The sequence below is a fragment of the Gordonia sp. YY1 genome, assembly GCF_009872315.1.
Classification (GTDB): Bacteria; Actinomycetota; Actinomycetes; order Mycobacteriales; family Mycobacteriaceae; genus Gordonia; species Gordonia amicalis.
The window spans coordinates 75,290-97,606 of the sequence record NZ_WXYI01000012.1 but is presented as its reverse complement, the minus strand read 5'-3'; the positions used below and the strand labels follow the sequence as shown (position 1 = coordinate 97,606).

Annotated in this window: 24 protein-coding genes; 9 read left to right on the top strand and 15 right to left on the bottom strand. The window is 64.5% G+C overall.

Annotation, left to right across the window (positions count from 1 at the left end; genetic code table 11):
* The first annotated feature begins 38 nt into the window (after positions 1 to 38).
* From BPODLACK_RS16100 to BPODLACK_RS16060, 9 genes are all read left to right on the top strand, one after another.
* Positions 39 to 323: a hypothetical protein gene (locus BPODLACK_RS16100; RefSeq protein WP_159405677.1), complete on the top strand. Its 285-nt coding sequence runs from the start codon at positions 39 to 41 to the stop codon at positions 321 to 323.
* Complete coding sequence (locus tag BPODLACK_RS16095; RefSeq protein ID WP_159405676.1) at positions 320 to 1,261, top strand: FAD:protein FMN transferase; 942 nt, start codon at positions 320 to 322, stop codon at positions 1,259 to 1,261. The genes BPODLACK_RS16100 and BPODLACK_RS16095 overlap by 4 nt, the downstream gene beginning before the upstream one ends.
* Positions 1,261 to 1,818, top strand: a complete 558-nt coding sequence (locus BPODLACK_RS16090) for a ferric reductase-like transmembrane domain-containing protein (protein ID WP_159405675.1) — start codon at positions 1,261 to 1,263, stop codon at positions 1,816 to 1,818. Before BPODLACK_RS16095 ends, BPODLACK_RS16090 begins: the two co-directional genes overlap by 1 nt.
* On the top strand, positions 1,815 to 3,056 hold the full coding sequence (locus tag BPODLACK_RS16085; protein WP_159405674.1) for an NADH-ubiquinone oxidoreductase-F iron-sulfur binding region domain-containing protein: 1,242 nt from the start codon (positions 1,815 to 1,817) through the stop codon (positions 3,054 to 3,056). Before BPODLACK_RS16090 ends, BPODLACK_RS16085 begins: the two co-directional genes overlap by 4 nt.
* Positions 3,053 to 3,280 (top strand): ferredoxin, encoded by a 228-nt coding sequence (locus BPODLACK_RS16080; RefSeq protein WP_159405673.1) that lies wholly within the window; start codon positions 3,053 to 3,055, stop codon positions 3,278 to 3,280. The genes BPODLACK_RS16085 and BPODLACK_RS16080 overlap by 4 nt, the downstream gene beginning before the upstream one ends.
* A gap of 842 nt (positions 3,281 to 4,122) precedes the next feature.
* Positions 4,123 to 5,130 carry an alpha/beta hydrolase gene (locus tag BPODLACK_RS16075; RefSeq protein WP_236577692.1) on the top strand — a complete coding sequence of 336 codons (1,008 nt, stop codon included), beginning with the start codon at positions 4,123 to 4,125 and terminating at the stop codon, positions 5,128 to 5,130.
* A 257-nt stretch (positions 5,131 to 5,387) separates the two neighbouring features.
* A complete protein-coding gene (locus tag BPODLACK_RS16070) occupies positions 5,388 to 6,152 on the top strand; it encodes an amino acid hydroxylase (RefSeq protein ID WP_159405672.1) in 765 nt (254 codons plus the stop codon).
* Positions 6,153 to 6,215: 63 nt separating this feature from the next.
* Positions 6,216 to 10,166, top strand: a complete 3,951-nt coding sequence (locus tag BPODLACK_RS16065) for an amino acid adenylation domain-containing protein (protein WP_328722244.1) — start codon at positions 6,216 to 6,218, stop codon at positions 10,164 to 10,166.
* Positions 10,167 to 10,399: 233 nt separating this feature from the next.
* Positions 10,400 to 11,200 (top strand): O-methyltransferase, encoded by an 801-nt coding sequence (locus BPODLACK_RS16060; protein WP_159405696.1) that lies wholly within the window; start codon positions 10,400 to 10,402, stop codon positions 11,198 to 11,200.
* Between the two features lie 243 nt (positions 11,201 to 11,443).
* Here BPODLACK_RS16060 and BPODLACK_RS16055 read toward each other — a convergent pair whose 3' ends face one another.
* The 15 genes from BPODLACK_RS16055 to BPODLACK_RS15985 all read right to left on the bottom strand — a co-directional run bounded on the left by BPODLACK_RS16055 (position 11,444) and on the right by BPODLACK_RS15985 (position 22,231).
* Complete coding sequence (locus tag BPODLACK_RS16055) at positions 11,444 to 11,788, bottom strand: gas vesicle protein K (protein WP_201450625.1); 345 nt, start codon at positions 11,786 to 11,788, stop codon at positions 11,444 to 11,446.
* On the bottom strand, positions 11,785 to 12,006 hold the full coding sequence (locus BPODLACK_RS16050; protein WP_159405671.1) for a gas vesicle protein: 222 nt from the start codon (positions 12,004 to 12,006) through the stop codon (positions 11,785 to 11,787). The genes BPODLACK_RS16055 and BPODLACK_RS16050 overlap by 4 nt, the downstream gene beginning before the upstream one ends.
* Entirely contained in the window at positions 12,003 to 12,788 is a 786-nt protein-coding gene (locus BPODLACK_RS16045; RefSeq protein WP_159405670.1) for a GvpL/GvpF family gas vesicle protein, read from the bottom strand. Before BPODLACK_RS16045 ends, BPODLACK_RS16050 begins: the two co-directional genes overlap by 4 nt.
* Complete coding sequence (locus BPODLACK_RS16040; protein ID WP_159405669.1) at positions 12,775 to 13,182, bottom strand: gas vesicle protein; 408 nt, start codon at positions 13,180 to 13,182, stop codon at positions 12,775 to 12,777. Before BPODLACK_RS16040 ends, BPODLACK_RS16045 begins: the two co-directional genes overlap by 14 nt.
* Positions 13,179 to 13,472 carry a gas vesicle protein GvpO gene (gene gvpO / locus BPODLACK_RS16035; RefSeq protein ID WP_159405668.1) on the bottom strand — a complete coding sequence of 98 codons (294 nt, stop codon included), beginning with the start codon at positions 13,470 to 13,472 and terminating at the stop codon, positions 13,179 to 13,181. Before gvpO ends, BPODLACK_RS16040 begins: the two co-directional genes overlap by 4 nt.
* A gap of 7 nt (positions 13,473 to 13,479) precedes the next feature.
* Positions 13,480 to 13,731: a gas vesicle protein GvpG gene (locus tag BPODLACK_RS16030; protein WP_159405667.1), complete on the bottom strand. Its 252-nt coding sequence runs from the start codon at positions 13,729 to 13,731 to the stop codon at positions 13,480 to 13,482.
* A gap of 4 nt (positions 13,732 to 13,735) precedes the next feature.
* Positions 13,736 to 14,524, bottom strand: coding sequence for a GvpL/GvpF family gas vesicle protein (locus BPODLACK_RS16025; protein WP_159405666.1), 789 nt, complete (start codon positions 14,522 to 14,524; stop codon positions 13,736 to 13,738).
* A complete protein-coding gene (gene gvpJ, locus BPODLACK_RS16020) occupies positions 14,524 to 14,910 on the bottom strand; it encodes a gas vesicle protein GvpJ (protein WP_159405665.1) in 387 nt (128 codons plus the stop codon). The genes BPODLACK_RS16025 and gvpJ overlap by 1 nt, the downstream gene beginning before the upstream one ends.
* Positions 14,907 to 16,022 carry an SRPBCC family protein gene (locus tag BPODLACK_RS16015; RefSeq protein WP_159405664.1) on the bottom strand — a complete coding sequence of 372 codons (1,116 nt, stop codon included), beginning with the start codon at positions 16,020 to 16,022 and terminating at the stop codon, positions 14,907 to 14,909. Before BPODLACK_RS16015 ends, gvpJ begins: the two co-directional genes overlap by 4 nt.
* Positions 16,023 to 17,027: 1,005 nt before the next feature.
* Positions 17,028 to 17,165 (bottom strand): hypothetical protein, encoded by a 138-nt coding sequence (locus BPODLACK_RS23595; RefSeq protein WP_236577691.1) that lies wholly within the window; start codon positions 17,163 to 17,165, stop codon positions 17,028 to 17,030.
* Positions 17,166 to 18,008: 843 nt separating this feature from the next.
* Positions 18,009 to 18,203 carry a CsbD family protein gene (locus tag BPODLACK_RS16005; RefSeq protein WP_159405662.1) on the bottom strand — a complete coding sequence of 65 codons (195 nt, stop codon included), beginning with the start codon at positions 18,201 to 18,203 and terminating at the stop codon, positions 18,009 to 18,011.
* Between the two features lie 182 nt (positions 18,204 to 18,385).
* A complete protein-coding gene (locus BPODLACK_RS16000) occupies positions 18,386 to 19,132 on the bottom strand; it encodes a succinate dehydrogenase/fumarate reductase iron-sulfur subunit (RefSeq protein WP_159405661.1) in 747 nt (248 codons plus the stop codon).
* Between the two features lies 1 nt (position 19,133).
* A complete protein-coding gene (locus BPODLACK_RS15995; RefSeq protein WP_024498743.1) occupies positions 19,134 to 21,062 on the bottom strand; it encodes a fumarate reductase/succinate dehydrogenase flavoprotein subunit in 1,929 nt (642 codons plus the stop codon).
* Positions 21,063 to 21,119: 57 nt separating this feature from the next.
* On the bottom strand, positions 21,120 to 21,944 hold the full coding sequence (locus BPODLACK_RS15990; RefSeq protein ID WP_159405660.1) for a hypothetical protein: 825 nt from the start codon (positions 21,942 to 21,944) through the stop codon (positions 21,120 to 21,122).
* Positions 21,941 to 22,231: a hypothetical protein gene (locus BPODLACK_RS15985; RefSeq protein WP_024498745.1), complete on the bottom strand. Its 291-nt coding sequence runs from the start codon at positions 22,229 to 22,231 to the stop codon at positions 21,941 to 21,943. Before BPODLACK_RS15985 ends, BPODLACK_RS15990 begins: the two co-directional genes overlap by 4 nt.
* Positions 22,232 to 22,317 lie beyond the last annotated feature (86 nt).

The following is a 22,317-nucleotide window of genomic DNA, read 5'->3' as shown; positions in this document are numbered from 1 at the left end:
CCCGGAAATGCACTGGTCTCGGTATTGCCAAGGAGGCCATGATGAAGACGCCCGAGTCCGGTTTTCGCCGCACCCGAGCTGCGACGGCGACGGTCCTGGCGGTCGGTGCTGCCGCTGCCATCGGAACTTCGACGCTGGCATACCTCGATACGCAGACGGCCGGCGCAACGCCGCAGTCAGCACCGACACCGCGCGAACCGGAGTCCTCCTCGCAGTCGTCGTCGACTTACTCGTTTCCGGACACCTCGTCATCACAGTTCGGGCCGGCGCCGGCGGTATCACAGGGAAGCGGCGGCGGACAGACCAGCACGCACGGCTCATGAACGGCGCCACGATGACCGCCGAACTGGCGCAGTCGCACTGGCAGGTGTGGGGAACCGACGCCCACTTGATCGTCACGGACCCGGTGGTCCTCGAGGAGGCACAGACCCTGGTACAGACTGAGCTGGCAGCGATAGATCTCGCCTGCAGTCGCTTTCGCGAGACATCCGAGATCAGGTCGCTGACGCGGTCGAACGGTCGACCGATGGCGGTCAGCAGGTTGCTCGCCGACTTCATCGACGCAGCCCTCGATGCCGCGCGGATGACCGGTGGCGCAGTCGATCCCACTGTCGGCTCGGCGCTGATCGACCTCGGATACGACCGCGACTTCGCGGCGCTGAGCCGAGAACCGCACGCGGGCCGTCGCGTCGTCCCCCGTGTTGTTCAACGCGCCTCGTGGAAGATGGTGACGTCGAGGGACCAGATGGTGACCGTCCCGGCGGGCGTGATCCTCGACCTGGGCGCCACTGCGAAAGCTCTTGCCGCCGACCGGTGCGCGGCCCTCGTCCACACGACGTTCGGATGCGGCGTGTTGGTCAATCTCGGTGGTGACCTCTCGATCAGCGGCCCTACCCCTGTCGGTGGCTGGCAGATTCGAGTGCAGGACGGAGACGACCAGCCGGCCGCGGTGGTCGAGACGGGGCAGAACGTCGGGATCGCCACGTCGAGCACGCTTCGGAGGCGCTGGCACCACGCAGGCGAGAGCATCCATCACATCATCGACCCTGTGCTCGGCACACCGGCGCAAGCATGTTGGCGGACAGTGACTGTCGCGGCAACGAGTTGCCTGATAGCCAACACCGTCAGTACCGCCTGCATGGTGCGCGGACGCGACGCATCGCAGTGGGCCGCGACACTCGCTCTTCCGGTGCGCTTCGTCGACCAGGCGGGCGCGGTCACGCACACCGCGGCCTGGCCCCGGGAATCGAGGAACCAGTGATGGATCAAGCGTTGTGGGCACTGGGCCGCGGCACAGGTATGTCGGCCCTCATCATCCTGACGCTCTCGATCGCATCGGGCATCGTCGTCCGGTCGGGTCGCGCCCTGTTGACCCTGCCGCGGTTCGGCATGGTCGAACTTCATCGCAACACCACGTTGCTCGGAACGCTGTTGATCGCGTTCCACCTGGGAGCACTGTTCTTCGATCCCTATGCGCAGTTGAAACTCGTGGACGTTGTGCTGCCCTTCCTCGGCACCTACCGCCCTTTCTGGCTTGGACTGGGGACCGTGGCAGTGGATCTGATCATCCTTGTCGGGGTCACCAGCCTTCTCCGTCACCGGTTGGGGCACCGAGTCTTCCGAACGGTGCACTGGCTCGCCTACGCCCTGTGGCCGATCGCCCTGGTACACGGTTTGGGCAACGGCACCGATGCCGGGCACCTGTGGTTCCTCACGATCGTTGCCGCGTGCATCGCTCTGATGACCGCAGCAGGCGTGTTCCGACTCCGCCACGACTTCTACGAACATCACGACACCCGAATGAAAGTGTCCGCATGACAACGACTGCGCCGTTCCGTTCACCTGTCTCCCGTTCGACCCGACTCCTATCCGGGGACGGTCACGACCTGGCCCGCCACGCTGCCCGCTTCGGTCCTCGTCCCCGCTGCGGACCCCACTTGATCGATGCGGTGGCGGCGGCAGGGCTGCGCGGGCGCGGCGGTGCCGGGTTTCCGGCAGCGAGGAAGATGGCCGCTGTCGCAGCGGGCAGACGGTGCGTCCTCATCGCCAACGCTTCCGAAGGTGAGCCGCTCAGCCGCAAAGACGCAGCACTGCTTCACTCCTCGCCACACCTGGTCCTCGACGGGATGGCCGCAGTCGCTGACGCCATCGGCGCCCATGAGTCCTATCTGTACGTTCGACAGCACATGGTCGCACCGCTCCGCCGGCTCATCGACGAGCGCAGAACAACCGGCTGGGACCCGACGGACATCACGGTCGTCGAGGCACCCGAGCGATTCGTCGCAGGCGAGAAGACCGCAGTGATCGCGGCGGTCGGCGGTAGAGCAGCGATTCCGAGCGACTCCGTGACCAGCACGTCGGTCTCGGGGTTGCGGGGCCGTCCGACCCTGGTCCAGAACGTCGAAACCCTTGCACACATCGCGACGATCGCCCGCCGCGGGCCCGACTGGTTCCGAGAAGTCGGTACCCCGGACGAACCGGGCACGATGCTCATCACCCTCACCGGTACGAATCGCAATCCCGAAGTGCGGGAGGTCCCCATCGGGGTTCCGCTGTATTCGGTCCTGAACCCCGTAGCCGGTGAACCCGGTCGCTTCCGTGCGGTACTGGTTGGCGGATACCACGGAACGTGGCACGGGACAGACCAGTTGAGCGGTCAGACTCTGTCACGGTGGTCGTTGTCCACACTCGGCGCGAGCCCGGGAGCGGGCGTGATCCACACGCTCGACTCGGGTTCGTGCGGAGTTTCCGCGACGGCCCGCATCGTCGAATACCTTGCCCGTGAAAGCGCCGGTCAATGCGGACCCTGCCTGAACGGGCTTCCCCGCCTCGCAGAGTCGATGGCGATCTTGGCTCGGGGGCGGTGTGGCGCCGATGTGATCACCGATATCCGCAGATTCGCCGGGCTCGTCGACGGGCGCGGCGCCTGCCACCACCCTGACGGCACCGCCCGTTTGGTGCGCTCCGCGCTGACCACCTTCGCCCGTGATGTCGAGTTCCATCTTCGTGGGCGCTGCGAAGCGGGTCACCTCACCCAGCAGAGGAGAATCACATGAGGGACCGCGAGCGCGCCGCGACACGATTGCACATCGATTGGACTCGCTGCGATGGACGCGGCATCTGCACGGAACTCCTTCCGCGAGAACTCGCTCGCGACGAATGGGGGTACCCCCTGCCGTTGAGTGGTTCGCCCGAACCGGTCATCGGACGCGAATCACTTCGGCACGCACGCGACGCTGTCCGCCTGTGCCCGCGACTCGCATTGACACTTCGCTCATAGCACCGAAACCCCTCCGCCATGTCCGTGGCCATGAGAAAGGCACCATTGGTGGCCAGGTCGAGGTCCCCACTGGGGGCCAGTAAAAAAAGTGGCCCCACCCTGTGCTCGTCGTGTCGACCCGGAACGCCGCAAGGCCCAGGCGATGCTCACCGAGAACTCGGAAGCCTGGGTACGACGGCGTTCGCGACGACTCCACCTCTGAGGCAGCCCGTCCGATCAGCGAGTACCTTGTTGTGCACTCCGCCGATCTCCTCGAAACACGTGGCGAGAAGTGGTAGTTACCTGCACTGATGACGAGAAGTGGAGCCGTAACCGCAGGTGGCATCTGACCGTCGAGTGCACACCTTGGGTATTCAACACCCGTCCAGTGTCAGCTCGAGTCTGACCAGGGGCACGCATAAGGCCGGTTCAGAACCCGTCTCCGTGGGGCGGCGAGCCTTGATCAGCATATTTCGGGCAGCTCGAAGGGGAACCGTCTGTCCGCTTCTCGGCATCCGTGTCCGCTCAGCTCGGTACGTCATCGTGTCGCGGCCGGCTGCGCCGACGTGATGCGTTGTCAGCCGTCCCGGTGTTCGATGAACTTCCCACGCGCACAGCTGGTTTCCATCATGTGAACGGCAAATCCGCCGTCGGATACGCACCGCTTCGCCGACGATCGCGGTGTAGACGACAGCGCGTTCACAGCAGCCGTGCACCCCGCTCAACACTGCATCACGAAATTCGCGCCGGGATCATTCCCGCAGCGGCTACGATTCCGGGATGTATGAACACAACGCTCGGCGGCGTGTACCTGCTTGCAGCGAATCAGTCCGATGACGGTGCGCCGGCGGGGCCCACTGTCGATGGCCGTCGGCGCGTCGATGGCCGTCGGCGCGTGGATGGTGGTCTGCGCGATGGCCGCATCTTCCCCGGTTGCATTCGCAGCGCCCAACCCGGCAGGACCAGTTGGGTCGGATCGATCCGCCGTGGTGTCCGTGACGCCTCTGGGCGGACGCCAGTTCGCGGTGACGGTGTATTCGGCGGCGATGAATCGCCGGATTCCGCTGTGGGTGTCGCACCCGAATGCGTCGGCACCCGCGCTCTATCTCCTCAACGCCGTCGACGGCGGCGAAGGCGGGGGCGCGTGGACCGGACGAACCGACGTGGCCTCGTTTTTCGCTGACAAGAACGTCAACGTGGTGATCCCGATGGGAGGCCGCGCCAGCTACTACACCGATTGGCAACATCACGATCCCGTCTTGGGCACCAACAAATGGGCGACGTTCCTGACCCGCGAGTTGCCGCCATTGCTCAACGCCAGATTCTCCATGACCGGTCGGAATGCAGTTGCCGGATTGTCGATGTCGGCGACCTCGGCCCTGGACCTGGCGGCCCATGCACGCGGGCTCTATCAGGCGGTGGGTTCCTACAGCGGCTGCACACGCATGAGCGACCCCGTGGTGCAGGCGTCGGTGTACGCGGAGTTGGCGATCTTCGGCGCCAATGCGGCCAACATGTGGGGTCCACCCGGCGATCCCGCGTGGGCCGACCACGATGTGACGCTGCACGCGGATCGACTGCGTGGCACCCACGTGTACGTTTCGGTCGGCACCGGCCTTCCGGGCCCGCACGAAACACCCAATGCGCCGGGGATCGGCGGCAATGTCGGTGCGCTGGTCGATCGAGTTGTCGTCGGCGGAGCGTTGGAGGCGTTTGTCAATCAGTGCACGCGGCCATTGGTGGACCGCTTACGTGCCCTGCGCATCCCGGTGACTGTGGGCATGCCTGCGGCCGGCACACACTCATGGCCGTACTGGCAAGACCAGCTGCACAGATCTTGGCCCACACTGGCTGCCGCGATCGGCGCATGAGCCGAATCCCGAAACGTGTCGCAGATCGGCCAGATTCAAAGCGCTCATTTCGCACATTCCGGACGACATCGCTGGTTTCGCAAAACATTTCGCCGGGTACTGCCTTCTCCAGATGTTGTCAGTCTGTGGTGAATTCGCAGCACGGGTGGCAAGATTACCGTTCATAATCGGAGAACCCGAACACATTTGAGCTGAGCGTGAACAGGAGCAACTGAGACTGGCAGGAAGATTCCAGCAACGAGAAAGTACCGATTGCGATGACAGCATGTCTCGATATACGAGCCGAGCGCGAGCGGGTCGCCCGCGCGTTTCGCCCGGGGCGACCGTTGCCCGATTTTGGCTACAGCAGCGAAGAGGACGCCTTGTGGTCGCGTGTGTTCGCGACCCTTCGCGGCATGCATGAGGATCTCAGCTGCATGGCGTATCAGGGGGCCGCACAACGCGTGAAGCTGCCCACCGGCCGGGTGCCGCAGCTCAGTGAGGTCTCACGTACCCTTCGGTCCTTGACCGGCTTCGAGCTCGCACCGGCGATGGGGGCAGTACCGGGCCCGCTGTTCTACGGACCACTTGCCAAGGGCATTCTCACGTCAACCCCGGATGTGCGCCCGGTCACGGAGCAATCATTTTCGCCTGACCCCGATGTCATTCATGAACTGGTCGGCCATGGGGTGATGCTTGCCGATCCGGAGTTCGCGGAGCTGTACCGCCGGTTCGGACGAGCTGCCTTACACGCCGACTCTGACGAGGTGCGGACGGCGATCTCACGGTTGTTCTGGTTCACCATGGAGGTCGGCCTGGTCATCGAGAACGGCCGCCCGCGAGCGTGTGGTGCCGCCATCTTGTCCTCGGTTGCAGAGATGGAGTCTTTCGAGGATGCGGAGTTGAGAGACTTCCGGGTCGAGGATGTCATTGCCAGCGACATCGACGACAGCATCTGTCAGCCAGTGCTGTATGTCGCCGATTCGGTCAGCCAGATGATGGACGCCGTTGAACGTTTCCTCGCAGCTGGTGCCGAACTGTGACAGTGCAATCAAGCACAGTCGCCGTCGCTGACGCCCTCGCCGTCGAGCGCTGAGGACTTTGCCGTGCTGGACCTGTCGGGCGACGTGCGCCAGAATGGCAGCGCGATACCGGCGGCGAGCACCTTCGAATTGTCGGTCGCGCAGTCCGAACTGTGGATGGCGCAACAACTTCACCCGCGCACGCCGTTCTCCATTTCTCAGTATGCCGATCTGCACGGACCCGTCGATCTCGAACTGCTACAGGACTGTTGGCGACGGGCCGGTCGAGAATTGCAGTCGCCACATGTGCGTTTCACGGTCGTCGGTGGTAGGCCGCGCCAATACGTCGACCATGATCTACCGGCGGGGTTCGACTGCATCGATGTGAGCGATCAACCCGATCCAGACCATGCCACTCGTGTCTGGATGAGCAACGACCTTGAGGCCGCCATCGACTTGTCGGGTCCCGATGTCACCAGGACGGTGATGTTCACCCTCGGTCCCGACCGATACCGCTGGTACGCGCGCAGCCACCATATTGCGATGGACGGCTTCGGCGCCGCGCAACTATCGCAGCGAACGGCCGAACTGTATTCCGCCGCAACCGAAGGTACGGCCGCTCCACCGTGTCGGGCGATGCTCCTGACCGAGATTGTGGCGACCGAGCAGCGGTATCGGTGCTCGCCACGATTCGACGCCGACCGCGCGTACTGGGCTGGGCAACTCGCCGGTCTGGATCACATCACCAAGCTGACCGATCGATACGCTGCACCGTCGACAAGGCCGCATTCGGCGCAGGCAACGGTTGATGCAGCAGCAACGGCGCGGCTCGATGCCGTGGCCGGCCGGTACGGCACCGGAATGGCAGAGGTGTTGGTCGCGGCAGCAGTCGGGTTCCTGGCGCACATGACCGGTGACCGCGATGTCACAGTGTCACTGCCGGTGGCCGCCAGAACCACCGGGGCACTGCGTCGATCGGCGGGGATGGTCTCGAACGTGGTGCCCATACGCGTGCGAGGCGTAGCCGAGAGCACGGTCGCTGAACTGGTGCAACAGGTGCGCCTGACCATCATCGGCGCATTGCGGCACCAACTGTATCGCCACGAAGACCTGCTCCGCGACCACGGTGTGGGGCTGGCCGGTCGCAGTGGCTATGGTCCGCTGATCAACGTCCTCACCCTTCCCGAGAGCATCGGCTTCGGTGGCGCCCGCGGTCGGGCGCACCTGCTCTCGGCCGGGCCGGTAGAAGATCTGTCGGTCAGCTGCTACCGAGTCGGTACCGGACCCCTCAGCATCGATTTTCATGCCAACCCCGCCCTGTACACCGCAGATGAGCTGGATCGGTATCACCAGCAGTTCATGGACTGGTTGTCCCGATTCCTGCGGGCTTCGGCCGGGGAGAAGGTGTTCGCACTCAGGGCCGGCACACGGAGCGTCGCGGCCCCGCAGTCCCGGCGTCGGTCGCGGTTGCTGCCGGAGCTGCTGGCGGCCGGGATCGGTGCCGGTGAACGGATTGCACTGAGCGGGCCGGACCGGTCGGTGTCGTATCGCGAACTCGACGAGGTGACCGCACAGTGGGCACGTGAGCTGACAGCACGTGGGGCCGGTCCGGAAGTCGTTGTAGCGGTGGCCTTGTCCCGATCGGTGGAATCGGTCATGGCGCTGTGGGCGGTAGCCCGGGCAGGCGCGGTGTTCTTCCCGGTGAATCCCACCGATCCGCCGGCGCGGGTGACGAAGCTGATTGCAGATTCTGGGGCGATGTCGGGAATCACCCTCACCAGATGGTGCACACTGCTGGACGCCACGGCGGTGGATTGGCTGCTACTCGACAGCGACGAATTCACCTGCGCCGCAGCAACACAGCCGGTTGTGGCAGTGACCGATGCGGATCGGACACGGCCGCTGCGCGCCGCTCACCCCGCTTATCTGATCTACACCTCCGGATCCACCGGCGAGCCGAAGGGTGTGCTCAGCACTCACGAGGGTCTGTCGGCACTGAGTGACGAACTGCTCGCTCGGGGTCGGATTCGCCCGGAATCGGTCGTGCTGCTGGCGCATTCACCCTACTGCGACGCGTCGATGCTCGAATACCTCTCCGCATTCGCGTCCGGGGCGAAGCTGGTCGTGCCGGCACCGGACATCGTGGCCGGCGAACAACTCTCCCAGGTGATCGAGCAGGAGGCGATCACCCATTTGAACGTCACGCCGACCATTTTGGCGACACTCGACCCGCATCGACTGACGTCGCTGCAATGCGTCACCGTCGGCGGCGACAAATGCCCACCGGCACTTGCAGGCCGCTGGGCCACCCGGGTGCCCATGTTCAATTCCTACGGCCCGACCGAAGCCACTGTGATCGTGACCCACACAGGTGCGCTCGATCCCAACGCGACCATGACGATCGGCGGGGCACTCCCCGGAATGCAGACTCTCGTGCTGGATGCCAAGCTCGGCCTCGCACCGCCCGGGGCCCGCGGCGAACTCTATGTCGCCGGTGACGCGTTGGCGCGAGGCTATCTGGGACGGCCCGCGACCACGGCCCATTGTTACGTCGCAAACCCGTATGGCCCCGAGGGAACCCGAATGTATCGCACCGGTGATGTGGTTCGCGAGCAGCCGGACGGCACCCTGGAGTACCTCGGACGAAGCGATGTCCAGATCTCGCTACGCGGGCAGCGCATCGAACCGTCCGAAGTCGAGCGTGCTCTGACCGCGGACGAGGCAGTTGATCAGGCCGTGGTGCGGATGTGGACGTCCGAGACACTCGGCGACCGGTTGATCGGTTATGTCGTCGCGGCTGATGGCGACGGCTTCGACCGCGCCGCCGTGTTGGCGCGGTTGCGGACAGTGTTGCCGCCGGCCATGGTTCCGGCAGCGTTGGTGCCGCTGACCGCGATACCGATCAACCCCGGCAGCGGTAAGGCCGACCGATCCGCACTGCCTGATCCACAAGTGCTGGCGCGTCCCGCATTTCGCCCGCCGCAAACACAGATCGAGCACATCGTGGCAGCGGCGATCGCCGAAGTGACCGGACACTCGCGCGTCGGTCTGGACGACAATTTCTTCGAACTCGGTGGCAATTCGCTGCTGGGAGTGGATCTGTGTCAACGATTGTCGGAGCAGAGCGGCACCGCGGTGGCGATGTCGTCGTTGTTCACCCCGACGGTGGGCACCCTGGCAGCCGCCATCGAGTCCTCGGCGGCGGTCGGCTCGAACAGTGATCCGACGGCAGGTGTGTCCGCGCTGGAGACAATTCTTCCGTTGCGTGGCAACGGTTCAGGGACGCCGCTGATCTGTCTGCATTCCGCCGTGCCGCTGTCGTGGTGTTACACCGGCTTGCTGCAGTACGTCAGCGACCGGCCGATCTACGGGCTGCAGTCCCCAGCCATCGCCGCCGGAGGGCAGCGGTGGCGGACCGTCGAGGAGTTGGCGCAGGTATACCTGGACGAGCTCACGCGTGTGCAACCACAGGGGCCCTACCACCTGTTGGGATGGTCGCTGGGCGGGCAACTCGCGCACGCGCTTGCCATCGGGCTACGCGCTCGTGGGCATGACGTGGATTTGCTCATCATGCTCGACAGCGTCGTATTCGCCGACGGCACACCCCGGCCGCCATCGCCGACGATGCGCGATCTGATCACCCACCTACAAGGCAACGAGACAGACACTCCTGACAGCAGGCCGCTGGCCATCGACGACGCAGTCGATCTGCTCGCCCACACCACCGGGCCGGGCCGGGGGTTGACCCGTCAGCAGCTCGAGCGCCTGCACCAGGGATATGTCGACTGCGTTGGCATGTCGGCGCACTATCGGCCGAAATCCTACGACGGTGACTTGCTGTACTTCTCGGCACGCGAAGGAATCACCGGCGGCCTCACCGGCGACATGTGGCGACCGTATGTGTCCGGAACGATCATCGAACACTCCGTCGACGTCACGCATGCCCAAATGGCGAATCCCGAGGCCCTCGCGGTCATCGGACCGATCTTGGAGGCCGAATTGACTCGGCGCCATCGCATCGGCGGGCGACCGTGAAGTCATGCAGCACGCAGAAGGTCTGCCATGACGTCGGCAGCAGAGTGACGGAGGGGCATGTGGGCAAACACTTCGATGCGATCCTGGCGGTCACGGTGTCGGTCGCTTCATCGGTTCTGCTGATCACACGTCGGCCGAGACTCTTTGGGAGTCGACTCTCGCGGGTTGCGCTGACGGCCATCGCGGCACTCGGTCTGGCTATCGGCGTCAACGAGTGCATCGGTAGGCCGGTGATGTTTCTGCGATGGTCGTATCTGCGGTTCCTGTTCGGTCTGCGGCATATGGGCGCCACCTGGCAGGTCGGTGACGGTCGCGAACAGGCCTTGGCCGACTACGTGTGCACGCATGCTCGCCGGAACGACATCGACGACGTCATCCGGGCGATTGACGAGTTCTGCTATACCAAGAGCTATCTGATCAACATCGGTGACGAGAAAGGCAAGTTGCTGGATGACGCTGTCGCAGCAGCACAACCGCGCCGGTTGCTGGAACTCGGCACCTACTGCGGCTACAGTGCACTGCGCATTGCGCGTGTCATGCCCGCCGACGCCGTCTTGTACTCGATCGAATTCAATCCGGCGAACGCCGCCGTTGCCCGACGGATCTGGGATCACGCGGGCATCGGCGAGCGCATCGTCGTGATCGTCGGAACGTTGGACGATGACGGGAGAACCCTCAGCACGCTGGGCGACAGACACCAGTTCGCCCCCGGAACCCTCGATTTCGTCTTCATCGACCACGAAAAAGACGCGTATCTCCCGGATCTCCGCCGGATCCTGGATCACGAATGGCTGCACCCGGGCTCGGTTGTCGTGGCAGACAACGTCAAATACCCAGGCGCCCCACAGTACCGAGCATTCATGCGCAGCCAAGAGGGCCTCGACTGGCATACCCGAGAACACCCGTCACACGCCGAATACCAAAAGATCATCAAAGACGTCGTGCTCGAATCGACCTACCTCGGCCGACCAGACAATGCGCAATCAGTCAGCGGTCCAACCCACCTCGTTCAGGATGATCAGCAGCACCATTGAAAGGCGGATCTCGGTCGACCGGTCGCGCCGGCCATGGTCACCGTGACCGCAAGCCTGGACCGGGTCGTTACCCGATGTGGTGATCGGGTGGTCGCTGAGCATCAAAGCTATTGGGCACCAAACGGTTTGACCACCGACCCTGATCACGTGGCGGTGGCCAAAGCTCAACCCATCGGTACTGGACATCACCGAGTTCGGCGTCCTGCGCGCCTACATCCGGCTCGCAATCGGTTGGGGCGCTACTCAGGGTGGTGGCAACAGAGGTCCCAGCGGTCCGAGGTCGATGTTGAGGTCTTCGGGAGTCAACCCGAAATGATCACGGAGCTCGGTCATCTTCTCCTCGAGAAGCATGAGCGTGGTCCCTATTCGCTCGATCTGATCGTCGCTCAGATCTCCGTGTTCGACCCTGCGTATCGCCTGGCGCTCCATCAGCTGACGCAGCAATTCGACGAGGGTGAGGACCAGGGCGACCAAACCGCGCTCGACTGATTCGGGATCCGCGTCGATGCGTTGCGGCAGAACACGTTGCCCCTCGTCGATCAGGGCATCGACATCAACGGATTCAGGCCGATCCGCCGGCTCGGTCATCGGTCGGCCGCGCCGTCCGTGGCCGACGAGAGCGGTTCGAGCGCGCTGACCGACGCGATGAGGGTGCGCAGCGAGATCTTCACCATGTCCACGTCCGCCAGTGACAGGGTGATCTCACCGGTGATGACGACCCCGCCGGCCAGCACCCGGTCGAGCAGATCGACCAGGGCGATGCGGCGCGTGTCATCCGCCCGGACCACGGGAGCCGACTCGTTCATGGTTTCGCCTCGTCGATCCCGGTGAAGGAGTACGGCGGCCACGGCCCGGTCAGCTCGAGAGAGACGCCAGGGTACTTGCCATCGAGTTCGGTTACGACGCCGGCGAATTCGTCGACCAGCCGGTCCTCGACCAGATAGGTGCCGTTGAAGATCATCCAGGCCCGTTTGCCGGAGATCACCGGGTCGGTCACCTGCTGGCGCCGACCGTCCACGGCGTGCGCCCCGAGAGCTGAATGGATGGCTTCGGCATGCTCGGCGGCACGGCGCTCGATGTCCTGCTGCGCCGCGAGTTCCGCGCGCCTGCGGAGTAGGTAGGCGGTCCCCGTCCCGCGTCCGCCCTTCTGACCGGAGTCCTCGGTGGGCTGCGCGAGGAGCTTCGGGTCGCCGTAGGCCTTGACGCCCCATTCGCTCCGCCCGGTGACGCGGTCGAGCGCGGCGCCGAGATCGTCCCGTCGCTCGGTGAGAAGGTCCCGCACCCGGGCGTCGTCGAGGTACAAGGTTGCCAGGCGCAGCGGAATGGTGGGTCCGCAATTCAGAACGGCGGCCACGACTCCGTCGTGGGCGCGTGCTGTCGCCGCCAGCCAGTCGAGGTCCTCGAGATTCCGTTGCAGCGGACCCTCGCCGTACTCGTCCAGACTCACCGAGCCGACAACCGCGCACAGGCCGGCGGCGGTCACCGAGCGGACCGGCTCGCCTGCCACACCTCTGACGTCGGACAGACGCGAGTGATCGACGCCGTCCCGCGTGATGGCATACAGCCACACTCCCTCACGGTCGCTCATCGTGGTCACCTCGCGGGTTGCCCTCCAGCTCGGTCCGGCGGTCCGCCGCAAGGTCGTGGTCGGCCGATCGGTCCGCCTCGAGCGCAGCGATCCTCTCTCTGAGCCTTCGGTTCTCGAGTTCGAGATCACTGCTCTTTCCGGTGAGCCACGGATCGTTCTCCCACCAGTTGATCCCCACTTCTTTCGCCGTCTCCAGCGACGCGATCACCAACCGCACCTTGATCGTCAGCAGTTCGATGTCGAGAAGGTTGACCTGGATGTCGCCGGCGATCACAAGCCCCTTGTCCAGCACCCGTTCGAGAATGTCACCGAGGTTCGTCGACTGATGTCCGCCACCGAGCCCGCCCACAGCGCTCTGCGGAGCGCGGCCGTAGTTGTCACGCGACACGGTCATGGCTCTCCCACCGTCGAGGTGTCACTCGAACCCCGGCTGTAGCGACGGGTTCTGCGGTAGGAGAACAGTTGCCCGTCCAGATCGATGTCCACCTCGTACAGGGCGAGCATGTCTGTCGAGGAGGGTATGCGACGATCCTCGATGACCTCGACCTCGACGGTCCATCCTTCGTCGGTCGGGGTCACCGACGTCGCACCCATCGTCTCTTTGCCCGTCAGCTCGGTGATCGCGCGCAGTGCGAGCGCGACGGTGTCCTGCGCCGAGAGGGCAGGCGGCTCTTCTCGCGCCATGGCTTCCTCACTCCCTCTCCTCTGTCGGCACCTCGTCTGTTTCCGTCATCTGGTCGAGGATCGCTTCCTCCGCCCGCTCGACCTCTTCCTGGCCGATCTCGCCTGACTCTTGCGCCTCCTCCAGCTCCTCCAACGCCCGGCGGGCGTTGGCTGGATCGTGTAGCTCCTCTTCGACCTGGCGCTGGATCAGCTCGGCGAGTGAAATCACCCCTCGCACCGGGGCGACGGGCAGGGTGACGATGAACGACAGCAGTCCCATTGCCTCAGCCCTCCGGTTCGCGGGTCATCACGAAGTCGTAGGCGGCGAGCGGTCCGAGCAGGCGTACCTCGACCCTGCCGTCCCAGTTCTCCGCCAACGTTCCCACCGCGGCTTCGAGATCTTCCTGACGGTCGGTGTCGAGGAGGATCGCCACGTTCGCGGCATCTTCATCATGAGTGGGTTCACGGACTCTGATCTGATCGGTCAAAGACTCGAGAGCCTCGGCGACGACGCGGGTGTCGACCTCGCGTTTCGCCTCTATCGCGTGGGATACCATCTCGCCGAGAGCGATCCGCGCGTCGCGGGTGACCTCCTCCGGCTGATCGCGGATCGCGCCGAGCAGCTCCTGCGCCTGTGCGCTCTCACCGATCACTTCACGCAGGATCGCGTCTTCGACGTAGCGCGCCTTGACCATGAACTGCGCCTTGCCCTCGAGTTCCGCCATCGCCGCGGCGAAGTCGTCGGCGTTCTCGGTGAGCAGTTCGTCCTTCACCGCCTCCACGTCGGTCAGGACCGCACCGAATCGCATGGGGAGCACCGGCGCCACCTTCGCGGTTCCGTCCAGGAGGTGAGCGTGAGCTCTCAGGTCCGCGGGCTTACCGAGTTGCCTGTCCACCGAGATCTCGCTGACCAGCGCCGCGATGTCGCCATGGCTGATGATGCTCACCGGCGAATCGTCGATACCGACTGCGTCGTCCTCGGTCTTCACATCTGCCGGCACGATGCCGTAGACGTATATCCCTTCGATGCGCGGCTCATCCCGCGCATCGGTGGCTTGCTCCGACGTGGACATCAGTCGCCCCCCCTGCCGGGTCCACGCGACTTGCGTTCGCGCGCGGGTTCCGTTTGTCCGCCGAGGAGGTCGCCGAGTTTCTCACCGGCGGCCTCCAGAGCCCCCTCGGTCTTCGACTTGGCTCCGCCCGAGGTCACGGACCCGACCACATCCGTCAGACCTTGCGGCTCACTTCCGATCTCGAGTCGGTTCACCGCCTCCGCGAAACGCAGATAGGTGTCGACGCTGGCGACGACGACACGGGCGTCGATCGTCAGCAACTCGATACCGACCAGCGACACGCGCACGTATGCGTCGATGATCAGACCCTTGTCAAGGATGGTGTCGATGACGTCGGCCAAGCTGCTCGATTCGCCTCCACCCGCACCCGTCACTGCGGTGGTCATCGGCCCGCGCCTTGCCGGGAGCGACCCGACCGAGCGGCCGTCGTCTTTCGCGGGCGGCCCCGCCGTCTCGGAGGCGTCTGGTCCTCGTCTTCCTCGTCGGTGAGGATCGAGTCGTCATCGTCGACATGGTCGTCGTCGGACTCGGCGTCGACAGAATCGTCGTAGGACTCGGCGTCCTCACCGGCATCGTCGGCGTCAGGTTCGTCTCCGGCGACGGCCTCGTCCTCGTCCTCGTCCTCGAAGTCCTCCCCTGTGTCCTCGTCGTGCTCCGGCTCGACCACCTCACCGTCCCGGATCTCACCGGGCCAGCCCTCGACATCGTCGGGGTGCAGGACCGTGTCCGTCATGACATGACGTTGAAAGTTCTTCAGCTCCAGGCGCGCTCGCCGACCCTGCGCTCGCCACAGGTTGCCGGTCTTCTCGAAGAATCCCTGCGGATGGTATTCCAGGATCACGAGGATTCGGGTGAGGTCGGGTGTCAGGTCATGGAACGTGACGGCACCGTCGACGTATCCCTTGGCTCCCTTCGAACGCCACACGATTCGTTCTGCGGGAACCTGTTCGACGATCGTCGACTCCCACGTCCGGTGCGACCAGAAGACCTGCGCCTTCCACTGAAGTTTCTCGTCGGAGACCTGCTCGACCTGCTCGACCTTCTTCATGAAGGACGGAAAGTCGGCGAACTGCGTCCATTGATCGTATGCAAGCTGTACGGGGACGCCGACATCGATCGATTCGACGATGTTGGTGAACTTGAACTTCTTCCCTTTGCCGCCTTTTCCCTCACCACCGCCGCCGGTCACCGCCTCCTTGACGTTGGAAGCCGTGTCCATGACCTTGTTCTTGGTGCCCTCCCAGCCCCCACGGATCGCGGACTTGAGCCCGGACTCACCGTCGTCGCGTTTCTCGGCACCGGTGACCGCGCTGAGCAGACCTCCGCCACCGCCTTCCGCATATTCGGTCAATCGGCCAGATGTGTTCTGCACCTTGCCCGTCACCGAGGACAGTGCACGGTTGGTGGCCGTGCCGATCAGACACTGTACCGCATCCTGCAGCACTCCCGAGGAGTCGCCGGGTGCAGACTTTCGTACCTTGTCGGAGGTGTCCGTCATTGCCATCACCTCGAACCTCTGCGAACGGGCGTGGCATCCGTCGTCGCCTTGGCCCGCGTCCTGCGTTTCCGAACTGGTGCCTCATCGTCGTCGTCATCGTCGGATCTCGTGGTCCTCGATCCACGGTTGGATCGAGTACCGCCGCTCGCGCTCCGGCGACGTGCCATGGGTCGCTTCGACGGGGTCGGTTCATCAGCGTCGTCGTCCGGTTCGTCGTCAGTTGCCTCATCGTCGTCCCGGGAGCGAGCGCGCTTCTTGCTTCCGGATCTCCCTCCTCCGGCGACGCCCCGAGGGTTTCCGTGACACCGGTGGCGGCCTCGGTGACGCCACCGACAGTGTCTGTGACGTCTCCGACGCTGCCCGCGGTGTCTCCGACGGTGTCTGTGACGTCTCCGACGGTGTCTGTGACGTCTCCGACGGGCAACGATTCGAGCCGATTGCTCAACGAGTCGATCCGCTGGCTCGCGGCAGTGACTGCGGCAATCTTGGCCGCGTTCAACAGTTCGCCCCGTACGGTGTCGGTCAGTTTCGCGAACTCCGGCGAATCCGTCAGCATCTTGGTGCTGCGCTCCAGCAGATCTCGCGGCCCGCCGGGAAATCTCCCGGTGGCGCCCGCGCCGGCGAGCATCAACGCCATTTTCATCCTGCGCGTCCGGCCGAGGAAATACCCCACGCCGACGGCGACAGCTACTTGACCCTTGGTGTTCATCGTTGAACCCCTCTTACCTATGGGTATTCACCACGCACCTAACGCCGACCCCGGTAGTGTGTCGCAGCTTCTGATATGTCTCGCGAGACCCGATGCGGTCTGCGGAGTTTTCGGAGTACCCCCGAATCCCGACGATACGCTCTGCCAACGTCGCAGACCGTACATCGGCCACTATCACGGATAGTATTTCGAGAGCGATCGTCCCGCGTGAAATCACCAGCGGCACAACGCGATGACCGCTTTGTCAGTATTTCGTCGACCTCCGATCTGCCGTATGGACACATTCGCCGACCTGGTCATCCGGCCCCGTTCCGCACGGCGACGACGATCGCCAGAGCGAGGGCGACGAGCAGCAGGACCACGAGCAGCACGGGGGCGAGAATGAGTCCGGCCAGCACGAGGAGAACCACGACAACCTTGGCTTTCACGCTCATCGCCGATACGAGCCCTCGCAACGCCGCCCAACGCGGATCGACTCCTCTGGCGACGGCTCGAATCGCCTCGAGTCCCGCCGCCAAACCAGGATTGCCTCTCTCGACCTCCTCCAGGAAGGCGTCCAACCAATCGACGGCCGTCCGCGCGCCCCGTTTCGTCGCTCTGACCAACCGGTCTCGGAGCGCCTGAAGCAGCCGTCGAACAGCACCCCTCAGCCCGTCGCCGCCAGAGGACCGACGGTGTTCTGCCCCCGGCGCCGCTTGGACGGACCCAGATGAGTGGCTTCGGTCCCTCGGCGATCCACGCTCTGGCGTGGTCCGGCCCGCGTCACGCCGGTGCGCGACCGGGGCCGGGTCGGAGGTCGTGCGGACACGCGGTCGTTGTGCCGTGGGTACGGCGCGTCTGGGACTACGTCGTGAGGTGGCGGTACTGGCCCGTGTGGCGCCCGTCCGTCTGCGTGGAAGCCGCCCACCGTACGACGACGCCGATGCGGTAGACCTCGTTGTCGTCATGGAATCACCCACCGAGGCAGGCATTTTCGAGACATGGGATGCACCGGAATGGCCGGCACTTCTGACGTGGCCGACGGATCCGTCCGGTGAGATGCGACCGGCGTCGGGTCGCTCGTGCTCACTGCTGCACCCATACCTCATCGTCTACCGCCGGCCGACGTCCGCGAAACGCATCAGGACATCAAGAGTTGGTATCACCAAGGACACCGGCCGGTGTCGGCGTGGCCGGCACGAGGGCGGTCACGGAGAGTCCCGAGGCGCTCACCGACGACAAACCCCGCCACCGCGTGGCGGGGTCTGGTCCGGGAGTACCTGTCAGTGCTTGATGTGTCAGTGCTTGATGGCGTGCTTCAGCTTGTCGCCCGCCTGCCGGAGTTTGTCTCCGACCTGCTTGCTCTGGCCCTTGGTCTGCCCGCGTGCGCCCTCGGCCTCCATTCTTTCGTTCCCGAGCGCCTGGCCGGTCGATTTCTTGACTGCTCCGCCGGCAGCCTCGCCCTTGTGCCGCAACTTCTTACCGATGCTCATGACATCTCCTTCTGTTCGAGAGATCGGCTCACGCGTTTGCCGAGCTCTCATCCCACGAGATACCCGAGAACCGGCCGGGTCAACCCCTGTGCCGAACAGAGATACACCGGCACCCCCGGGCTCACGGATGCCCGGTCGATCAGCGCGGGCCCACCCGTGCCACTCAGTTCGATCAGTTCTGGCTATCGCCGAAACAGTTTGTTCCCCAACCACACCAGCGGGTCGTACTTCCGGTCGGCCACCCGTTCCTTCATCGGGATCAGCGCATTGTCGGTGATCTTGATGTTCTCGGGGCACACTTCGGTGCAGCACTTGGTGATGTTGCAGAAGCCTAGGCCGTGCTCGTTCTGTGCGGTCTCGCGCCGTTCGGCGACGTCGAGAGGGTGCATGTCGAGCTCAGCGATGCGCATGAGATAGCGCGGCCCGGCGAAGGCCTGTTTGTTCTCCTCGTGATCGCGCACCACATGACAGACGTTCTGGCACAGGAAGCACTCGATGCACTTACGGAACTCCTGGGACCGCTGTACGTCGACCTGCTTCATGCGGTACTCCCCCGGTCCCAGACCCGGCGGCGGGGTGAAGGCCTGGATCTCGCGGGCCTTCTCGTAGTTGAACGAGACGTCGGTGACCAGGTCGCGGATCACCGGGAACGTCCGCAACGGGGTCACCGTGATGACCTCATCCTCGGTGAACGTGGACATCCGGGTCATGCACAGCAGTTTGGGGCGACCATTGACCTCCGCCGAACACGAGCCGCACTTGCCGGCTTTGCAGTTCCATCGCACGGCCAGGTCGGGAGCCTGGGTTGCCTGCAGGCGGTGGATGATGTCGAGCACCACCTCACCGTCGTTGGCGAGCACCGTGAAGTCCTGGAGCCCCCCTCCTTCGGTGTCGCCGCGCCACACCCGGAAACTCGCGTCGTAGCCCATCTCAGTTCTCCTGCCTACCAACGGCATCGGGGTGGCCGGCGATCTCCGCGGCGGTGTAGTACTTCTCGATCTCGGCGAAGTCGAACAACTCCAGGAGATCCGGACGCATGGGGGTCTGCTCTTGCTTCACGACGTCGACTTCGGGGACCGGGGAGCCGTCGCCGATGTCCGCGGTGCACACCAGCAGTGTGTTGCGCCAGTCCGAGTCCATCGACGGGTGGTCGTCGCGCGTGTGTCCGCCGCGACTCTCGGTACGCATGAGGGCTGCTTTCGCCACACACTCGCTGACCAGCAACATGTTCCGGAGATCGATCGCCAGATGCCAGCCCGGGTTGAACTGCCGGTGACCTTCGACCTGCATGTCGCCGAGCCGGTTTCGAAGGTCGGCCAGAACTCGCAGCGCTTCCTGCATCTCGTCTTCCTTACGGATGATGCCCACGAGATCGTTCATCGCCTGCTGCAGATCCATGTGCAGCGTGTAGGGGTTTTCCGGTTTGCCGTCGGCCGGCGGATCGAACGGCGAGAGCGCGTATCTCGCCGCGCGGTCGATGTCGTCCTGGGCGATTCCGGGCCGGTTGCCCAGTGACTCGACATACGACGCCGCGCCGAGCCCGGCGCGTCGACCGAAGACCAGCAGGTCCGACAACGAGTTACCGCCCAACCGATTCGATCCGTGCATCCCCCCAGAGCACTCGCCGGCAGCGAACAGACCCGGTACCCGGGAGGCGCCGGTGTCCGGATCGACCTCGATCCCACCCATCACGTAGTGGCAGGTGGGGCCCACCTCCATCGGCTCGGCGGTGATGTCCACGTCGGCGAGCTCTTTGAACTGGTGATGCATCGACGGGAGTCTGCGGATGATCTCCTCGGCCGGCATCCGGGAGGCGATGTCGAGGTAGACGCCGCCGTGTTCGGTTCCGCGACCGGCCTTGACCTCCTCGTTGATCGCCCGAGCGACCTCGTCACGTGGAAGAAGATCGGGTGTGCGGCGGGCAGAGTCGTTGTCGGCCAGCCACTCGTCGGCTTCATCCTCGGTCTCGGCATACTGCCCCTTGAACACCGGCGGGATGTAGTCGAACATGAACCGCTTGCCGTCGGTGTTCTTCAGGACTCCGCCGTCACCGCGGACGCCCTCGGTCACCAGGATGCCCTTCACGCTGGGCGGCCACACCATCCCGGTCGGATGGAACTGGACGAACTCCATGTTGATCAGGCTCGCACCGGCGCGCAGGGCGAGAGCGTGGCCGTCACCGGTGTACTCCCAGGAATTCGACGTCACCTTGAAGGATTTGCCGATCCCGCCGGTCGCGACCACCACGGCAGGCGCCTCGAACACGATGAACCGCCCGGACTCCCGCCAGTAACCGAACGCGCCGGCGATGGCGTCACCGTCCTTGAGCAGCTCGGTGATGGTGCACTCGGCGAAGACCTTGATCCGCGACTCGTAGTCGCCGGTCGCCGCGAAGTCCTCCTGCTGCAGAGACACGATCTTCTGCTGCATCGTCCGGATGAGTTCCAGTCCGGTCCGGTCACCGACATGCGCCAGCCGCGGGTAGGTGTGACCGCCGAAGTTGCGCTGGGCGATTCGACCATCGGCGGTCCTGTCGAACAGCGCCCCATAGGTTTCCAGCTCCCACACACGATCGGGTGCTTCCTTGGCGTGGAGTTCGGCCATCCGCCAGTTGTTCAGGAACTTCCCGCCGCGCATCGTGTCCTGGAAGTGAGTCGCCCAGTTGTCCTTCGCGTTCGCGTTACCCATCGACGCCGCACAGCCACCCTCGGCCATCACGGTGTGCGCCTTGCCGAACAGCGACTTGCACACCACGGCCACGGAATAACCCTTTTCCCGGGCCTCGATGACCGCCCGCAGACCGGCACCACCCGCACCGATCACAACGACGTCGTACTGGTAGCGTTCCGGTTCGGTCATCTAGCGCGACTCCCAACATTGAAAACGGTTGCACAACAGTGGTTGCGACTCAATCGATCAACCCACGAACCTCAGATCCGAGATGGTGTCGCTGGCCACCAACATGATGTAGAAATCGGTGAGCATCAACGTACCGAGCGTGATCCAGGCGAACTGCATGTGCCGGGTGTTCAGTCTGGAGACCCGCGTCCAGATCCAGTACCTCACCGGATGTTTCGAGAAGTGCTTGAGCCGGCCGCCGGTCACGTGCCGGCACGAATGACACGACACCGTGTAGATCCAGAGCAACAGCACGTTGACCACGAGGATCACGTTGCCCAACCCGAAGCCGAAACCACCGCCCTTGCCGTGGAAGGCGACGATGGCGTCGTAGGTGTTGATCACCGAGATGATGACGGCCACATAGAAGAAGTACCGGTGCGAGTTCTGGATGATCAGCGGAAGCCGCGTCTCCCCGGTGTACTTGGTATGGGGTTCGGCGACCGCACACGCGGGCGGCGACAGCCAGACCGACCGGTAGTAGGCCTTGCGGTAGTAGTAGCAGGTCAACCGGAATCCGAGCAGGAACGGCAGCGACAGGAACGCCAGCGGTATCCACATCGGCAACTCGGGGAAGGGCGTGCCGAAATGGCTCGACCCAGGGACGCACGACTCGCTCAGACACGGCGAGTAGAACGGCGTCAGGTAGTGATAATCCGCGACGTAGTAGGCGCTCCGGACGAACGACCGCACGGTCGCGTAGACGACGAAAGCCGCGAGACCCACGACCGTCAGCAACGGCGACAACCACCATCGGTCGGTCCGTAGGGTTCGCGCCGTCAGGCGCGCCCGTCTCGGGGAGAAGCCCCCGAGTGACTCCCGCTCAGCCGCGGGGGCGCTCACTTCGTGCGCTCACGCGAGTGGAAGCCGAGCCCTTCGTCTTGAGCGCCGAGCCACGCGGCCTCGTCGGACTTGCTGTCGGGAACGTAGACGACCTGCTCCTTGGCCTTCACCTTGATCGGCTTGGGCGGGCTGTGTTCGAAGTCGTGCAGGTCGATCTCGAGGCGGTCGAGGTCGTTGGCCATCCGGCGAACCGCGTCGGTATCGCCGTAGTGCGCCCTCAGTCCGACGATGTGATGCCGCAACGTGGTGATACTACGGTGCAGTTCTCTCATTTCGGCCGTTATCATGGCGCTCCCTCCACAGCCTATGTGATATCCAACACAGTACCGGCAGGGTCGGTTCAGTCAACGGTTTCCGAGGATCGTGTCGCGTG

Bases quoted from the DNA above. Each gene is read 5' to 3' on its own strand.
- BPODLACK_RS16030 (WP_159405667.1), bottom strand. From the start codon at position 13,731: ATGGGACTGCTGTCGTTCATCGTCACCCTGCCCGTCGCCCCGGTGCGA.
- BPODLACK_RS16055 (WP_201450625.1), bottom strand. From the start codon at position 11,788: ATGACCGAGCCGGCGGATCGGCCTGAATCCGTTGATGTCGATGCCCTG.
- BPODLACK_RS16080 (WP_159405673.1), top strand. From the start codon at position 3,053: ATGAGGGACCGCGAGCGCGCCGCGACACGATTGCACATCGATTGGACT.
- BPODLACK_RS16100 (WP_159405677.1), top strand. From the start codon at position 39: ATGATGAAGACGCCCGAGTCCGGTTTTCGCCGCACCCGAGCTGCGACG.
- BPODLACK_RS15985 (WP_024498745.1), bottom strand. From the start codon at position 22,231: ATGATAACGGCCGAAATGAGAGAACTGCACCGTAGTATCACCACGTTG.
- gvpO (WP_159405668.1), bottom strand. From the start codon at position 13,472: ATGGCGCGAGAAGAGCCGCCTGCCCTCTCGGCGCAGGACACCGTCGCG.
- BPODLACK_RS16040 (WP_159405669.1), bottom strand. From the start codon at position 13,182: ATGACCGTGTCGCGTGACAACTACGGCCGCGCTCCGCAGAGCGCTGTG.
- BPODLACK_RS16005 (WP_159405662.1), bottom strand. From the start codon at position 18,203: ATGAGCATCGGTAAGAAGTTGCGGCACAAGGGCGAGGCTGCCGGCGGA.
- BPODLACK_RS16025 (WP_159405666.1), bottom strand. From the start codon at position 14,524: ATGTCCACGTCGGAGCAAGCCACCGATGCGCGGGATGAGCCGCGCATC.
- BPODLACK_RS16085 (WP_159405674.1), top strand. From the start codon at position 1,815: ATGACAACGACTGCGCCGTTCCGTTCACCTGTCTCCCGTTCGACCCGA.
- BPODLACK_RS16070 (WP_159405672.1), top strand. From the start codon at position 5,388: ATGACAGCATGTCTCGATATACGAGCCGAGCGCGAGCGGGTCGCCCGC.
- BPODLACK_RS16000 (WP_159405661.1), bottom strand. From the start codon at position 19,132: ATGGGCTACGACGCGAGTTTCCGGGTGTGGCGCGGCGACACCGAAGGA.
- gvpJ (WP_159405665.1), bottom strand. From the start codon at position 14,910: ATGACCACCGCAGTGACGGGTGCGGGTGGAGGCGAATCGAGCAGCTTG.
- BPODLACK_RS15995 (WP_024498743.1), bottom strand. From the start codon at position 21,062: ATGACCGAACCGGAACGCTACCAGTACGACGTCGTTGTGATCGGTGCG.
- BPODLACK_RS16075 (WP_236577692.1), top strand. From the start codon at position 4,123: ATGGCCGTCGGCGCGTCGATGGCCGTCGGCGCGTGGATGGTGGTCTGC.
- BPODLACK_RS16045 (WP_159405670.1), bottom strand. From the start codon at position 12,788: ATGAGCGACCGTGAGGGAGTGTGGCTGTATGCCATCACGCGGGACGGC.
- BPODLACK_RS16090 (WP_159405675.1), top strand. From the start codon at position 1,261: ATGGATCAAGCGTTGTGGGCACTGGGCCGCGGCACAGGTATGTCGGCC.
- BPODLACK_RS16095 (WP_159405676.1), top strand. From the start codon at position 320: ATGAACGGCGCCACGATGACCGCCGAACTGGCGCAGTCGCACTGGCAG.
- BPODLACK_RS16050 (WP_159405671.1), bottom strand. From the start codon at position 12,006: ATGAACGAGTCGGCTCCCGTGGTCCGGGCGGATGACACGCGCCGCATC.
- BPODLACK_RS23595 (WP_236577691.1), bottom strand. From the start codon at position 17,165: ATGAGCGTGAAAGCCAAGGTTGTCGTGGTTCTCCTCGTGCTGGCCGGA.
- BPODLACK_RS16015 (WP_159405664.1), bottom strand. From the start codon at position 16,022: ATGACGGACACCTCCGACAAGGTACGAAAGTCTGCACCCGGCGACTCC.
- BPODLACK_RS16060 (WP_159405696.1), top strand. From the start codon at position 10,400: ATGTTTCTGCGATGGTCGTATCTGCGGTTCCTGTTCGGTCTGCGGCAT.